Source organism: Bradyrhizobium hipponense (genome assembly GCF_008123965.1).
Classification (GTDB): domain Bacteria; phylum Pseudomonadota; class Alphaproteobacteria; order Rhizobiales; family Xanthobacteraceae; genus Bradyrhizobium; species Bradyrhizobium hipponense.
Genome location: NZ_VSTH01000059.1, coordinates 60,413 through 74,353 on the forward strand (window position 1 = coordinate 60,413; position 13,941 = coordinate 74,353).

At 63.6% G+C, this 13,941-nt stretch carries 13 protein-coding genes; 5 read left to right on the forward strand and 8 right to left on the reverse strand.

What is annotated here, in order from left to right; translation table 11 throughout:
* Window positions 1–306: 306 nt before the first annotated feature.
* Complete coding sequence (locus FXV83_RS19495; protein WP_148741017.1) at window positions 307–837, forward strand: SH3 domain-containing protein; 531 nt, start codon at window positions 307–309, stop codon at window positions 835–837.
* A 64-nt stretch (window positions 838–901) separates the two neighbouring features.
* Here FXV83_RS19495 and irrA read toward each other — a convergent pair whose 3' ends face one another.
* The gene (gene irrA / locus FXV83_RS19500; protein ID WP_148741018.1) at window positions 902–1,393 is read right to left on the reverse strand and encodes an iron response transcriptional regulator IrrA; all 492 of its coding nucleotides are present in this window, start codon (window positions 1,391–1,393) and stop codon (window positions 902–904) included.
* Window positions 1,394–1,740: 347 nt separating this feature from the next.
* Between irrA and fabA the strand changes: the two genes are divergently transcribed.
* The 3 genes from fabA to fabI all read left to right on the forward strand — a co-directional run bounded on the left by fabA (window position 1,741) and on the right by fabI (window position 4,450).
* Window positions 1,741–2,262, forward strand: coding sequence for a bifunctional 3-hydroxydecanoyl-ACP dehydratase/trans-2-decenoyl-ACP isomerase (gene fabA / locus FXV83_RS19505; RefSeq protein WP_148741019.1), 522 nt, complete (start codon window positions 1,741–1,743; stop codon window positions 2,260–2,262).
* A 39-nt stretch (window positions 2,263–2,301) separates the two neighbouring features.
* Window positions 2,302–3,525, forward strand: a complete 1,224-nt coding sequence (gene fabB / locus FXV83_RS19510) for a beta-ketoacyl-ACP synthase I (RefSeq protein ID WP_148741020.1) — start codon at window positions 2,302–2,304, stop codon at window positions 3,523–3,525.
* 136 nt (window positions 3,526–3,661) lie between these two features.
* Window positions 3,662–4,450 carry an enoyl-ACP reductase FabI gene (gene fabI, locus FXV83_RS19520; protein WP_148741021.1) on the forward strand — a complete coding sequence of 263 codons (789 nt, stop codon included), beginning with the start codon at window positions 3,662–3,664 and terminating at the stop codon, window positions 4,448–4,450.
* Window positions 4,451–4,637: 187 nt separating this feature from the next.
* On the opposite strand, the gene FXV83_RS19525 is transcribed toward fabI, so the two are convergent.
* From FXV83_RS19525 to FXV83_RS19535, 3 genes are all read right to left on the reverse strand, one after another.
* Window positions 4,638–5,474: a hypothetical protein gene (locus tag FXV83_RS19525; protein ID WP_148741022.1), complete on the reverse strand. Its 837-nt coding sequence runs from the start codon at window positions 5,472–5,474 to the stop codon at window positions 4,638–4,640.
* A gap of 90 nt (window positions 5,475–5,564) precedes the next feature.
* The gene (locus tag FXV83_RS19530) at window positions 5,565–6,029 is read right to left on the reverse strand and encodes a GNAT family N-acetyltransferase (RefSeq protein ID WP_148741023.1); all 465 of its coding nucleotides are present in this window, start codon (window positions 6,027–6,029) and stop codon (window positions 5,565–5,567) included.
* Window positions 6,030–6,036: 7 nt separating this feature from the next.
* Entirely contained in the window at window positions 6,037–6,966 is a 930-nt protein-coding gene (locus FXV83_RS19535) for a hydrogen peroxide-inducible genes activator (RefSeq protein WP_148741024.1), read from the reverse strand.
* 114 nt (window positions 6,967–7,080) lie between these two features.
* Here FXV83_RS19535 and katG point away from each other — a divergent pair, with 114 nt between their 5' ends.
* On the forward strand, window positions 7,081–9,249 hold the full coding sequence (gene katG / locus FXV83_RS19540) for a catalase/peroxidase HPI (RefSeq protein WP_187436011.1): 2,169 nt from the start codon (window positions 7,081–7,083) through the stop codon (window positions 9,247–9,249).
* A 206-nt stretch (window positions 9,250–9,455) separates the two neighbouring features.
* Here the strand turns inward: katG and pnp are convergent, their stop codons facing one another.
* The 4 genes from pnp to rbfA form a co-directional block, all read right to left on the reverse strand.
* The gene (gene pnp, locus FXV83_RS19550; protein ID WP_148741027.1) at window positions 9,456–11,618 is read right to left on the reverse strand and encodes a polyribonucleotide nucleotidyltransferase; all 2,163 of its coding nucleotides are present in this window, start codon (window positions 11,616–11,618) and stop codon (window positions 9,456–9,458) included.
* Between the two features lie 380 nt (window positions 11,619–11,998).
* Window positions 11,999–12,268: a 30S ribosomal protein S15 gene (gene rpsO / locus FXV83_RS19555; protein ID WP_148741028.1), complete on the reverse strand. Its 270-nt coding sequence runs from the start codon at window positions 12,266–12,268 to the stop codon at window positions 11,999–12,001.
* 2 nt (window positions 12,269–12,270) lie between these two features.
* Window positions 12,271–13,389 (reverse strand): tRNA pseudouridine(55) synthase TruB, encoded by a 1,119-nt coding sequence (truB, locus tag FXV83_RS19560; RefSeq protein ID WP_187436012.1) that lies wholly within the window; start codon window positions 13,387–13,389, stop codon window positions 12,271–12,273.
* Complete coding sequence (gene rbfA / locus FXV83_RS19565; protein WP_148741029.1) at window positions 13,386–13,820, reverse strand: 30S ribosome-binding factor RbfA; 435 nt, start codon at window positions 13,818–13,820, stop codon at window positions 13,386–13,388. The genes truB and rbfA overlap by 4 nt, the downstream gene beginning before the upstream one ends.
* Between the last annotated feature and the right edge of the window lie 121 nt (window positions 13,821–13,941).

Consider the following 13,941-nt stretch of genomic DNA (forward strand, 5'->3'; position numbering starts at 1 on the left):
GGCGTCGCAAGCCGCCTCTGTCGCCAAAGGCCGGCCGTTCAGGCCTCATTAACCCGGTTGTTCGACACTGCCCTTGCCGCGTCGTCCCCGGCGTTTCCTTCAAGCTCCCCCGACATTTCCGGCCGGAAAATCGGGGCAAACTGGTTGTTCAAGCGTCCGTCCTCTCTAGCAGAAGGCCGGGCCAAGACAAGAACCACGGGCCGGGCTTCGGGAACACCCGCGTGGGGCAGGACGAAGGGGTGCGCGGCAGGGTTTGGACTTGGGGTGAGGATCCGGCTTGGCCGGTCCTCGACAGGAGACGGGTTGATGGCGTTGGGGCGTTTTTGCGCGGTGATGGCGCTCGTTTGCGGCTGGTTGAGCGCCTCGGTCAGCCCCGGGCATTCGGCCAAGGACAACACGCCGCAGACCGCCAGCGGCCTGCCGGTGCCGCGTTATGTCAGCCTCAAGTCGGATCACGTCAACGTCCGTGCCGGCCCGACCAAGGACAATGACGTGGCCTGGGTCTATACCCGCGCCGGCCTGCCGGTCGAAATTACCGCCGAGTTCGAGAACTGGCGCCGGGTGCGCGATTCCGAAGGCGCCGAAGGTTGGGTCTATCACTCGCTGCTGTCGGGCCGCCGCACCGCGGTCGTGACCATGAAGCAGAAGGACGAGCTCGCGCCGATCTACGACCGGGCTGATGCCGAGAGTGCGATTGCAGCAAAGCTCCAGGCCGGAGTCGTCACGCAGGTGAAAAGGTGCAGCGCAAACTGGTGCCGCGTCACCGGCAACGGCTTCGACGGCTGGATCCAGCAGGAACGCCTCTGGGGCGTCTATGCCGACGAGCCGGTGAACTGACGCCGTCAATAAATATGGCCGGGACGAGCCCGGCCACGACGATCTCCCTCTGAATTAGGAAACCTCAGCGCTTCTTGCGCAGGCGCACGACCATATCGATGCGCGCGATCTCGTAGCCCGCGGGCACCTCCGGCATCTTCGACAGCTCAAGATGCGGGTCCTCGATGTCGACCAGCTCGTGGCTGTTCTCGAGGTAATAGTGGTGGTGGGTGGTGACGTTGGTGTCAAAATAGGTCTTGGTGCCGTCGACGCTGACCTGACGCAGCAGGCCTGCATCGGTGAGCTGGTTCAGCGTGTTGTAGACCGTCGCAAGCGAGACCGGGACCTTGGCCAGCGTCGCTTCCTCGTAGAGCATTTCAGCCGTGAGGTGGCGGGCACCCTTGCCGAACAGCAGCCAGCCGAGCGCCATCCTTTGCCGCGTCGGACGAAGGCCGGCGGACTGGAGCATTTCGTTGACGTCATGCCAGGGGCAGCCCGTCAGGGCCGGCTGGCGGCCGGACAGAAGGGCCGCCGCATGGCCGTCGTCGTCGTGATGGGGCGCGTTGTTTTCGTTCATTTCCAAATTCGAGCACGCGTGAGCACTATCTATCCTGCAATATATGGAGAGATAGATGCAGATGCAAGTTTCTCGCAACTAGAGTGGTTCTAATGAGCAAGGAACCGGGCGCGGCCCTCGTTATTTTACCTTCATGAGACCGCTTTGCCACCCGAAAAGGCCTGTGTTAGAGAGCGCGCGGTTCCGCTTAGCCGATTTTGGCGCAGCCAGGCATTGAGGCCCGCAGGTCCATCCGGGCCCTCGGTATTCGCGCCTGACGACGGCAATCGGCGTTGCTTTCCGAACAAGACGGAGCCCATTTTCGCCAGAAACGCCGCTCAATCGGGTTAGAACACAGAGGCTTCCGCATGTTGAACAGGCGCAATGGCTACGAATATGAAGACTTGCTGGCATGTGGTCGCGGCGAGATGTTCGGCCCCGGCAATGCACAATTGCCGCTGCCGCCGATGCTCATGTTCGACCGCATCACGGACATTAACGAGACCGGCGGCGAATTCGGCAAGGGGCTGGTGCGCGCTGAGCTCGACGTGAAGCCCGATCTCTGGTTCTTCGGCTGCCACTTCAAGAACGATCCGGTGATGCCCGGCTGCCTTGGCCTCGACGCGCTGTGGCAAATGGTCGGCTTTTATCTGGGCTGGGTTGGCGGCGAAGGTCGCGGCCGCGCGCTTGGCCTGAACGAGCTGAAGTTCGGCGGCCAGGTGCTGCCCGAGGCCCGCAAGGTTGTGTACAATGTCGATATGAAGCGGGTGATGCGTTCAAAGCTGGTGCTCGGGATCGCCGATGGATGGCTTTCGGTCGACGACCAGATTATCTATCGCGCGAAGGATTTGAAGGTCGGCCTGTTCAAGCAGGGCACGAGCTTGGGCTGAGCGCATCACGAAGAAGACAACGATTAAGGCGAGGCTGTCATGAGGCGGGTTGTGGTCACCGGGATGGGCATTGTCTCCTCCATCGGAAACAACACCCAGGAAGTGCTTGCGAGCCTTCACGAGGCGAAGTCAGGCATCTCGCGGGCGGAGAAATACGCCGAGCTCGGCTTCCGCTCCCAGGTCCAGGGCGAGCCGACGCTCGATCCTTCGACGGTGATCGACCGGCGCGCGATGCGCTTCCTCGGCCAGGGTGCGGCGTGGAATCACATCGCGATGGAGCAGGCGATCCAGGATTCCGGTCTCGGACCCGACGAAGTCTCCAACGTCCGCACCGGCATCATCATGGGCTCCGGTGGTCCCTCGGCCCGCACCATCGTCGAAGCCGCCGACATCACCCGCACCAAGGGGCCGAAGCGGGTCGGACCGTTTGCGGTGCCGAAGGCGATGTCGTCGACGGCGTCGGCGACGCTCGCGACCTGGTTCAAGATCAAGGGCGTGAACTATTCGATCTCCTCTGCCTGCGCGACGTCGAACCATTGCGTCGGCAACGCCTACGAGACGATCCAGATCGGCAAGCAGGACATCATCTTCGCCGGCGGCTGCGAAGAGCTCGACTGGTCGCTGTCGGTGCTGTTCGACGCGATGGGCGCGATGTCGTCGAAATACAATGACACCCCCGCCACCGCCTCGCGCCCCTACGACATCAACCGCGACGGCTTCGTCATCGCCGGCGGCGCCGGGGTGCTGGTGTTGGAAGAGCTCGAGCATGCCAAGGCGCGCGGCGCCCGCATCTACGGCGAGATCGTCGGCTACGGCGCCACGTCCGACGGTTACGACATGGTTGCGCCCTCCGGCGAAGGCGCCGAGCGCTGCATGCGCATGGCGATGTCGACGGTGAAGACCAAGGTCAACTACATCAACCCGCACGCCACCTCGACCCCAGCCGGCGATCCGCCGGAGATCGAAGCGCTCCGACGGGTGTTCGGCACCGGCGAGAAGTGCCCGCCGATCTCGGCGACCAAGGCGCTGACCGGCCATTCGCTGGGCGCCACCGGCGTGCAGGAGGCGATCTACTCGCTGCTGATGATGAACAACGGCTTCATCTGCGAGAGCGCGCACATCCAGGAGCTCGATCCCGTGTTCGCCGACATGCCGATCGTGCGCAAGCGCATCGATAACGTCAAGATCGGCACCGTGCTGTCGAACTCCTTCGGCTTCGGCGGCACCAACGCCACGCTGGTGTTCAGCCGGCTGGACGTGTGACGCGGCACTTTGTCATGCCCCGCGAAGGCGGGGCATCCAGTACGCCGCGGCTTTTCGATCTATCACGATCGTCTCTGGAATACTGGATCGCCCGCCTGCGCGGGCGATGACGTCGAAAATGGGAGCGACGGCTGCAATGCAGGAATTAATGAAGGGCAAGCGTGGTCTGATCATGGGCATTGCCAATGATCATTCGATCGCCTGGGGCATGGCGAAGACGCTGCATGCCCATGGCGCCGAGCTTGCCTTCACCTTCCAGGGCGAAGCCCTCGGCAAGCGCGTCAAGCCGCTGGCGGAGCAGCTCGGTGTGGAATTGGTGCTGCCCTGCGACGTCGAGGACATCGCCAGTGTCGACGCCACATTCGATGTGCTCCGCGAGAAATGGAGCCGGCTCGACTTCGTGATCCACGCCATCGGCTTTGCCGACAAGAACGAGCTGAAGGGCCGCTACGCCGACACCAGCCGCGAGAATTTTTCGCGCACCATGGTGATCTCCTGCTTTTCGTTCACGGAAGTGGCCAAGCGCGCCGCCGAGCAGATGCCGCAGGGCGGCAGCATGATCACGCTGACCTACGGCGCCTCGATGCGCGCGATGCCGAACTACAACGTGATGGGCGTCGCCAAGGCAGCGCTGGAAGCCTCCGTGCGCTATCTCGCCGCGGATTTCGGACCGCGCGGCATCCGCGTCAACGCGATCTCGGCAGGCCCCGTGCGCACGCTCGCCGGCTCCGGCATCGGCGAGGCGCGCGCGATGTTCGCGTTCCAGCAGAAGCACTCGCCGCTCCGCCGCGGCGTTACGCTCGACGAACTCGGCGGCTCGGCGCTGTATCTGCTGTCGGATCTTTCCGGCGGCGTGACCGGCGAGATCCATTATGTCGATTCCGGCTACAACATTGTTTTGATGCCGAAACCGGAGGATCTGTAGTCGGAATAGACCGACTCGGTAGGGTGGGCAAAGGAGCGCAAGCGACGTGCCCACCATCTCTCAACACTGGCGAGACGGTAGGTGGGCATGCTTCGCTTTGTCCACCCTACGACAATTGCCCTAGCACGCCGCGATCTTCTCCGCGCGCTGGAATCTCGGCGGCTTCGTCCGGAATCAATGCTCCAGCTCAGTCTTCCTTGAGATAGCCCGGCAGGCCCCGGTCGAGCCTGTCTGCGACGAGTGCTCGCGTCCTCTCGCGGAGCGCCGCGTTGGCCGAAGCCGCCGCGGGCGGGTCAGGGAATAGAGAGTTGTCGAGCTTGGTCAGCGGGTCTTCGGTCAGTCGCATGCTTGCGGCGAAGTTCGCGCCGAAATTCACAAAGGGGCGCTTGATCTCCTCGTAGCTCCGGCCGTCAATCAGCGTGATCGCAACATTGGCGAAAAGGTGGGAGTGCCGGAGCAGGCCGCCGAGCCCCTGATTGTAGGTGCCGATGCCATTCAGCGTCATATGCGTGTTCGGCAACTCCGCCTTGAACGTGGTTGCAACAAGATAGCGATCGCAATTCGCATTCGCAGTGAAGCTGCGCACGATCACCGGCAGACGCTCTCCGGGATCTCGGATGAGGATCGTTTTCGGATTATAGAAGGGCTCGAAGACGCCCTTGGGATAGGCGATCCTGCGCACTGCGGGATCGTTGTTCGTTGCCGCGCGCACCCGCGCAAAGACAAGGTCATCGAGGCCCCAGTCGACTGGGACCTCGCTTGCCTCATTCTCGAAGATCGTAAGACCAAATTTCTGTACGGAGTAATGGTTTCCGATCACCGAGATCACGCCAAGCCGGCAAGGGCCGCTCTCCGCCGCGACCGGTTGCTTCGCAACCGGTTTGGCCTTCGGCGCCGACCTCTTGGCAACCGGTTTCGCCGGTGCAGCTTGAGCGGATGGCGGGGCGGTCGAGGAAGGGGTTTGCGCGGCTGCCGAAGTGAGAAAGCACAGCAGGACGAGCACCGAGGCAGCAGATCGAATCATGGATTCCAGGGATCAGAGGCAAGAGGTCATCGGACACGCCACACTAGGTTGGGATCGTGACAACCGCAAGCTGCAGTCGGAAATCGCTGTCTATCCGGTCGGCCGCTGCCGCTTCCACCGATAATATTTCATCACAAACCCGTTCGAGGGTTCGACCTCTTCCTTCTGGAACACAAAGCCCTCGCGCTCGTACCAGCGCCAGGCTTTTTCGTTTTCGCGCACGCAGCGCAGATAAATTTCATCCGGCATTTGCGCGCGCGTGAAGGCGAGCAATTGCCGGCCGAGCGATTGACCCTGATAGGCGGGCGCGACGAAAAGCATGTCGAGATAGAGCCTTGGCAGATGTAGCGCCAGCATGGCGGCGATCGTGCCGTCGTCGTCGGCGACGAACAGGCTCCAGCCGTCCTCGATCTCGCGACGGATGCGCGCGCGCAGGTTCGCGAGCAGGAAGTCGCTCGCTTCAGCGAGCCCGGTCGAGACCCAACTCTCCATCCAGACGCGGGCGACCTCGTCATATTCGTCAGCGCGGGCAGGTCGGATCATGGGATGCGACATCGGAGTCTCAAACCCGCTGGCCGCGCACGGGTAGAGGTGCGCGCACCTTGCCGGCCGAGAGGCACACCACCTCGGAGATTTGCAGGAGCTGTCGCGCCAGCGGGCTGGTCTTGCGCCACACCATGCCAATGGTGCGCGAGGGCTGCGGGTCGCGGAAGCGCGCGAGCGAGACCGAGGCCGATCGCGTCTCCACCGGCACGGCCATCTCCGGAATCAGCGTAACGCCGATGCCGGCGCTGACCATCTGCACCAGCGTCGACAGTGAATTCGCATCCAGCATCTCCCGTGGCGGCGCCGATTGCATATTGCAGAACGAGAGCGCCTGATCGCGGAAGCAGTGCCCTTCCTCGAGCAGCAATAGCCGCATCTCGCGCATCATCTCGCGCGACGGCACCGGCGTTCCCTCGTCCGCGCCCGGCCGGACCAGCAGGAACTTCTCATCAAACAGCGCGACCTCGGTGAGAGAGGGCTCGGACACCGGCAGCGCAACGATGGCGGTGTCGAGCCGGCCTTCCACCAGCTCCTGGATCAGCCGCGGCGTCATCGTCTCGCGCACGCGGATGTCGAGCTCGGGATGCATACGGGTGAGATTCTTGGTGATCTTGGGCAGGAGATAGGGCGCGATCGTCGGGATCATGCCGATGCGCAGGCGCCCTGCGAACCGGTCCTGCGAGGCGCGCGCGAAATCGCCGAGTTCATCGACCGAGCGCAGGATGTCGCGGACCCGCGGCGCGAGCTCTTCGCCGAACCGGGTCAGCGCCACCTGCCGGGCACTGCGCTCCAGCAGCAGGCCGCCGAGCGCCTCCTCGAGCTCCTTGATCTGCATCGACAGGGCCGGCTGCGAGATGGAGCAGGCCTCCGCCGCGCGGCCGAAATGGTTGTGGCGCGCCAGCGCATCGAAATACCGGAGCTGGCGCATCGTTACGTTGACGACCATCAGAAAATCCTATCGCAGCGATCATTAAAGTCAACTTCCCCTGATGGAATGCGGAGCTTAGAGTGCCTCTATCTGGTCAAAGGCGCGAGTTCGACGCCACCAGAGGAGGTATTCATGGACGACACTTCAAAATGCCCGTTTACGGGCGGAAAACCCGCGCCGACGAACCGCGACTGGTGGCCGAGCCAGCTCAGCATCGACATGCTGCATAGGAATTCTGGCCTGTCCGATCCGATGGGCAAGGAATTCGACTATGCCAAGGAATTCAAGACGCTCGACCTGAACGCGGTCATCAAGGACCTGACCGCCCTGATGACGGAGTCGCAGGAGTGGTGGCCGGCCGACTTTGGCCATTACGGCGGTCTGATGATCCGCATGGCCTGGCACAGCGCCGGCACCTACCGCATCACCGATGGCCGCGGCGGCGCCGGTGCCGGTCAGCAGCGCTTTGCGCCGCTCAACAGCTGGCCCGACAACGCCAACCTGGACAAGGCACGCCGGCTGCTGTGGCCGATCAAGCAGAAATATGGCCGCAAGCTCTCCTGGGCCGACCTGATGGTTCTCGCCGGCAACGTCGCGCTGGAGTCGATGGGCTTCAAGACTTTCGGTTTCGCTGGTGGCCGCGCCGATGTGTGGGAGCCGGAAGAGCTTTATTGGGGTCCGGAAGGCACGTGGCTCGGCGATGAGCGCTACAGCGGCGAGCGCCAGCTCGCAGAGCCGCTGGGCGCCGTGCAGATGGGCCTGATCTACGTCAATCCGGAAGGCCCGAACGGCAAGCCGGATCCGATCGCGGCGGCAAAGGACATCCGCGAGACCTTCTTCCGCATGGCGATGAACGACGAGGAAACCGTCGCGCTGATCGCCGGCGGCCACAGCTTCGGCAAGACCCATGGCGCGGGCGATCCGTCGCTGGTCGGACCGGAGCCGGAAGCGGGGGCGATCGAGGATCAGGGCCTCGGCTGGAAGAGCAAGCACGCTTCGGGCCTGGCAGGTGACGCCATCACCAGTGGCATCGAAGTAACGTGGACGACGACGCCGACGAAGTGGAGCAACAACTTCCTCGAGAACCTGTTCAAGTACGAATGGGAGCTGACCAAGAGCCCGGGGGGCGCGCACCAGTGGACGGCCAAGGGCGCCGAGGCAATCATTCCGGATGCCTTCGACAAGTCCAAGAAGCATCGGCCGACGATGCTGACCACCGATCTCTCGCTGCGCTTCGATCCGGTTTATGAGAAGATCTCGCGGCGCTTCCTGGAGAATCCCGATCAGCTCGCGGACGCTTTCGCTCGCGCCTGGTTCAAGCTCACCCACCGCGACATGGGACCGATCGCGCGCTATCTCGGCCCGCTGGTGCCGAAGGAGACGCTGATCTGGCAGGATCCGATTCCGGCCGTGGATCACGAGCTGGCCAGCGACCAGGACATCGCCGCGCTCAAGACGAAGATCCTGGCCTCGGGCCTCTCGGTGCCGGAGCTGGTGTCGACGGCCTGGGCGTCGGCCTCGACGTTCCGCGGCTCCGACAAGCGCGGCGGCGCCAATGGCGCGCGTATCCGGCTTGCGCCGCAGAAGGACTGGGAGGTCAACCAGCCGGCTCAGCTCTCGAAGGTTTTGGGCAAGCTCGAAGCGATCCAGAAGGAGTTCAACGCTTCGGCCGGCGCGAAGAAGATCTCGCTTGCCGACCTGATCGTCCTCGGCGGCACCGCCGCGGTCGAGAAGGCCGCGAAGGACGCCGGCGTCGAGGTGAAGGTCGCGTTCACGCCGGGCCGCATGGATGCCTCGCAGGAGCAGACCGACGCAGCTTCCTTTGCGCCGCTGGAGCCGCGCGCCGATGGTTTCCGCAACTACATCGGCAAGCGGCAGCAGTTCATGATGCCCGAAGAGGCCTTGATCGATCGCGCGCAACTCCTGAGGCTCACCGGGCCCGAGCTGACCGTGCTCGTCGGCGGCCTGCGCGTGCTCGGTGCCAATACGGACGGTTCGAAGCACGGCGTGTTCACCTCGAAGGTGGGAACGCTGAGCAACGACTTCTTCGTCAATCTGCTCGGCATGAGCACGCAATGGGCGCCGGCCGGCACTGACGGCACCTACGAGGCACGCGACCGCAAGACCAACGCGGTCAAGTGGACCGGCACGCGCGTCGACCTGATCTTCGGCTCGCACTCGCAGCTTCGCGCCTATGCCGAGGTCTATGCCACCTCGGACTCCAAGGAGCAGTTCGTGCAGGACTTCGCCAGGGCCTGGACCAAGGTGATGAACCTCGACCGGTTCGACCTCGCCGCGTGAGGTCCTTCACCTCTCCCGCTTGCGGGAGAGGTCGCGCCGAAGGCGCGGGTGAGGGCTCTCACCTCGTTGGGAGTCTCTCTGCGGAAGCACCCTCTCCCCGGCCCTCTCCCGCAAGCGGGAGAGGGAGCGCACTTCGCCCAGGGCGAGCGCACAACAAAAAGGGCGGCCTTTCGGCCGCCCTTCGTGTTTCCAATGTTGAGCGAGACTTACTCGCCAGCCGCTTCGCGCGAAGCCTGCTGACCTTCGGCGGCCTTTTCCTTGGCCTCGAGATCTTCGCCGGTGGTCTGGTCGACCACCTTCATCGACAGCCGGGTCTTGCCGCGGTCGTCAAAGCCGAGCAGCTTGACCTTGACTTTGTCGCCTTCCTTGACGACGTCGGAGGTCTTCTGCACGCGCGCCGAAGCGAGCTGGCTGATGTGAACGAGGCCGTCCTTGGAGCCGAAGAAGTTCACAAAGGCGCCGAACTCCATCACCTTGACGACGGTGCCTTCGTAGATCTGGCCGACTTCCGGCTCGGACGCGATCGACTTGATCCACTTGATCGCGGCCTTCATCGCCTCGCCGTCGCTGGAGGCGACCTTCACGGTGCCATCGTCCTCGATGTTGACCTTGGCGCCGGTCTTCTCGACGATCTCGCGGATCACCTTGCCGCCGGTGCCGATCACTTCGCGGATCTTGTCGGTCGGAATCTTGAAAGTCTCGATGCGCGGCGCATATTCGCCGAGCTCGGCGCGCGCGTTGGTGAGCGCCTTCGACATTTCGCCGAGGATGTGGATACGACCATCCTTGGCCTGGCCGAGCGCGACCTTCATGATCTCCTCGGTGATGCCCTCGATCTTGATGTCCATCTGGAGCGAGGTGATGCCCTGCTCGGTGCCGGCCACCTTGAAGTCCATGTCGCCGAGATGGTCCTCGTCACCGAGGATGTCCGAGAGAACCGCGAAGCGCTTGTCTTCGAGGATCAGGCCCATCGCGATGCCCGCGGTCGGCCGCTTCAACGGCACGCCGGCGTCCATCAGCGCGAGCGAGGCGCCGCAGACCGAAGCCATCGACGAGGAGCCGTTGGATTCGGTGATCTCGGAGACCACGCGGATCGTGTAGGGGAACTCGTGATGCGGCGGCAGCACCGGGTGGATCGCGCGCCAGGCGAGCTTGCCATGGCCGATCTCGCGACGCTTGGTGCCGCCGAGGCGACCGGTCTCGCCGACCGAGTAGGGAGGGAAGTTGTAGTGCAGCAGGAACGTCTCTTTGTACGTTCCCGACAGCGCGTCGATGTACTGCTCGTCCTCGCCGGTGCCGAGCGTGGTCACGACCATCGCCTGGGTCTCGCCGCGGGTGAACAGCGCCGAGCCGTGGGCGCGGGGCAGCACGCCGACTTCGGCGACGATGTTGCGCACCGTCTTGGAGTCGCGGCCGTCGATGCGCTTGCCGGTGTCGAGGATGTTCCAGCGAACGATCTTGGCTTCGAGCTCCTTGAACACGCCGCCAATGCGCAGCTTGTCGTATTTCGGCTCCTGCCCTTCAGGGAAATAATGGGCGATCACCTTTTCCTTGACCTTGCCGACCGCAGCGTAGCGATCCTGCTTGACCGGAATGGCGTAGGCGGCGCGCAGTTCCTGCTCGACGAGGCCGAGCATTTCCTTTTCGAGCGCCGAATTGTCGATCGTGGTGACCTCGCGCGGCTCCTTCGCGGCCTTCTCGGCGAGATCGATGATCGCGTTGATCACCGGCTGGAAGTGGCGGTGGCCGAACATCACCGCGCCGAGCATGATGTCTTCGTTCAGCTCCTTGGCTTCCGATTCCACCATCAGCACCGCGTCGGCGGTGCCGGCGACGACCAGGTCGAGCTGGGTGTCGACCATCTCGTCGAGGGTCGGGTTGAGCACGTATTCGTCATTGACGAAACCGACGCGCGCTGCGCCGATCGGGCCCTTGAAGGGGGCACCCGACAGGGTCAGCGCTGCCGACGACGCCACCAGCGCCACGATATCGGGATCGTTTTCCATGTCGTGCGACAGCACGGTGACGATCACCTGGGTCTCGTTGCGCCAGCCGTCGACGAACAGCGGGCGGATCGGACGGTCGATCAGGCGGGAGACCAGCGTCTCCTTCTCGGTCGGACGGCCCTCGCGCTTGAAATAGCCGCCGGGAATGCGGCCCGCAGCGTAGGTCTTTTCCTGGTAGTCGACGGTCAGCGGCAGGAAGTCGACGCCTTCGCGCGGCGATTTCGCCGCGACGACGGTGGCGAGCACCACGGTCTCGCCATAGGTGGCGACGACAGCGCCGTCGGCCTGGCGTGCGATCTTGCCGGTTTCGAGCTTGAGAGGGCGTCCGCCCCAGTCGATCTCGACTGAATGCTTATTGAACATAGAGGTCTTCTTTCATGGGTTCTCGAAAGAAGGGACGGCCCCGAAAAACAAAAACCATGCGCAAGATTGCGGGACGCTGATCGGAGCGGGCGATCAGCGTCCTGCGATCCTGCCATGGTTTTTGGAATTCGGATGGCGTCCATCCTTTCGGGTCATACGGGCGCCTTGCCCGTTGTGCCCAGCCGCCGGATTGCTGCTGGACTGTCAGTCGGCACGAACGCGAATACCGAACCGCGGTCTTCGCTGGTCATGCCCCGGGATGCGAATCATCATTGGCTCGCACCCGACGCGCACGTAGCCTCGATCAAAAACCTTTAAACAAGCGCTTTCGTTCGAAACCACGCGTGAAAACGCGCGCCGTTTGGCGCGCGCAGGAACACTTAACGACGAATGTTGTGCTTCTCGAGCAGCGCCTTGTAGCGCGCCTCGTCCCGCTTCTTCACATAGTCGAGGAGCGAGCGGCGGGTCGAGACCAGCTTCAAGAGGCCGCGACGCGAATGGTTGTCCTTCACGTGGGTCTTGAAATGGCTCGTGAGGTTGTTGATGCGTTCCGAAAGGATCGCGACCTGAACTTCGGGCGAGCCGGTGTCGCCGGCCTTGGTGGCATTCGTCTTGATGACTTCCGCTTTGCGTTCTGCGGCAATCGACATCGTCAATTTCTTTCGTTGCGACCGGAGCTGGCAGTCAGGCCGGTCAGGTTGAACACACGCTTGGGGATGATTTCGCCATTGCCAACTTCAGCAAGCGCGAGAAGCCGGCCTGCCACCGTGACATAGACTGTGCCGCTACAATTGGGCGCATCCCGTCCGCGCAACAAAACGGCTTGGCCCCGGTGGAGCCTTGCCGCATCAGCCCGAGTGACGGCCAGTGCCGGGATGTCGTCCAGCGCGGTCTCAACGGGCATAAGCGCGTCGGCGAGGCTACCCTCGCCGGACGCGGCTCTATCGCACAAAGCCTCCAACTGATCCAGCGGAATCATGTCGTTCTCGCCGAATGGGCCGACCAGGGTCCGCCGCAGCGCGCAGATATGGCCATAAGTACCGAGAATCCGGCCCATATCGCGGGCCAGCGCGCGGACATAGGTGCCCTTGCCGCACTCGGCCTCGAACGTGGAGCGGTCGCTATCTGGTTGATCCACAAGGGATAAATGGTGAATCTCGACCGGGCGGGGGGCCAGCTCGACGATCTCGCCGTCGCGGGCAAGATCATAGGCGCGCTCACCCTGGACCTTGATCGCGGAATAGCGCGGCGGGACCTGCTCGATCACCCCGGTGAAGCGGGGCAGCAGGGCCTCGATGGCCTCCCGGCTCGGACGCTGGTCGGAGGTGTGGGTGACCCGGCCCTCGATGTCGTCGGTGTCGCGCTCCTCGCCCCAGCATACGGTGAAGCGATAGCGCTTGCGGCCGTCCATGACGAAGGGAACTGTCTTGGTGGCTTCCCCAAGAGCGATCGGCAGGCCGCCGGAGGCCAGCGGATCGAGTGTGCCGGCATGGCCGGCGCGCTTGGCCTGGAACAGGCGCTTGAGCACGGCGACGGCCTGCGTCGAGGTCATGCCGATCGGCTTGTCCAGCACGACCCAGCCGTGGACATCGCGCCGGTCGCGGCGCGGTTGATTGCCCTTCTGCTTGCCCGCGCGAGGATCGTTGTTGACGCGGCGCGGCTCCTGATGCGGATGGGTATCGCCGCCCACGTCCGCGAAATTATTTTTCTGCACGTCGCGCGAATCGGGCTCTTCGCCGTCGATCATGCCGTGAGCCGGGTCCATCATCATCGTTCTTCTTCCCGATCCGAGTCCGGATCCTGTTCCAGGTCCTTCTGCACCGCAGGCGTTCGCAAAAGCTTCTCGATCCGTTCCGCTTCGTCGAATCGTTCGTCGACGCGGAAGCGAAGGTCAGGTGCAAATTTCAGGTTAACGCGCCGCGCAACCTCGCCGCGCAGGAACTTCTTGTTGCGTTCGAGCGCAGCGATGACGATCCCGGTGTCGCGGCCACCGAGCGGCATCACGTAGACCGTTGCGAGCTTCAGGTCGGGCGACATCCGCACCTCCGGCACGGTGATGATGTGGCCTTCGAGGTCCGCATCATGCACGCTGCCTTGCGCCAGAATATCGGCTATCGCGTGGCGAACCTGCTCGCCGACGCGCAACTGACGCTGCGAGCCTCCGCCTGGCGCGGAACTTTTCCTCTGATGGTGGCGGGGCATTGTTCGAAAATCACCTCGTCATGTCCGCGTTTGCGGCACGGGTACTGTCATTTGTCCGGTTGGAAACGAATGAGGCGCGGATGGCCGGAATAAATCCGGCCATCGCGTTCTCGCAATTTCA

Coding starts and splice junctions, on each gene's coding strand:
- FXV83_RS19535 (WP_148741024.1), bottom strand. CDS start 6,966: ATGGTCGTCAACGTAACGATGCGCCAGCTCCGGTATTTCGATGCGCTG.
- FXV83_RS19525 (WP_148741022.1), bottom strand. CDS start 5,474: ATGATTCGATCTGCTGCCTCGGTGCTCGTCCTGCTGTGCTTTCTCACT.
- fabA (WP_148741019.1), top strand. CDS start 1,741: ATGTTGAACAGGCGCAATGGCTACGAATATGAAGACTTGCTGGCATGT.
- pnp (WP_148741027.1), bottom strand. CDS start 11,618: ATGTTCAATAAGCATTCAGTCGAGATCGACTGGGGCGGACGCCCTCTC.
- irrA (WP_148741018.1), bottom strand. CDS start 1,393: ATGAACGAAAACAACGCGCCCCATCACGACGACGACGGCCATGCGGCG.
- fabB (WP_148741020.1), top strand. CDS start 2,302: ATGAGGCGGGTTGTGGTCACCGGGATGGGCATTGTCTCCTCCATCGGA.
- rpsO (WP_148741028.1), bottom strand. CDS start 12,268: ATGTCGATTGCCGCAGAACGCAAAGCGGAAGTCATCAAGACGAATGCC.
- fabI (WP_148741021.1), top strand. CDS start 3,662: ATGCAGGAATTAATGAAGGGCAAGCGTGGTCTGATCATGGGCATTGCC.
- FXV83_RS19530 (WP_148741023.1), bottom strand. CDS start 6,029: ATGTCGCATCCCATGATCCGACCTGCCCGCGCTGACGAATATGACGAG.
- katG (WP_187436011.1), top strand. CDS start 7,081: ATGGACGACACTTCAAAATGCCCGTTTACGGGCGGAAAACCCGCGCCG.
- FXV83_RS19495 (WP_148741017.1), top strand. CDS start 307: ATGGCGTTGGGGCGTTTTTGCGCGGTGATGGCGCTCGTTTGCGGCTGG.
- rbfA (WP_148741029.1), bottom strand. CDS start 13,820: ATGCCCCGCCACCATCAGAGGAAAAGTTCCGCGCCAGGCGGAGGCTCG.
- truB (WP_187436012.1), bottom strand. CDS start 13,389: ATGATGATGGACCCGGCTCACGGCATGATCGACGGCGAAGAGCCCGAT.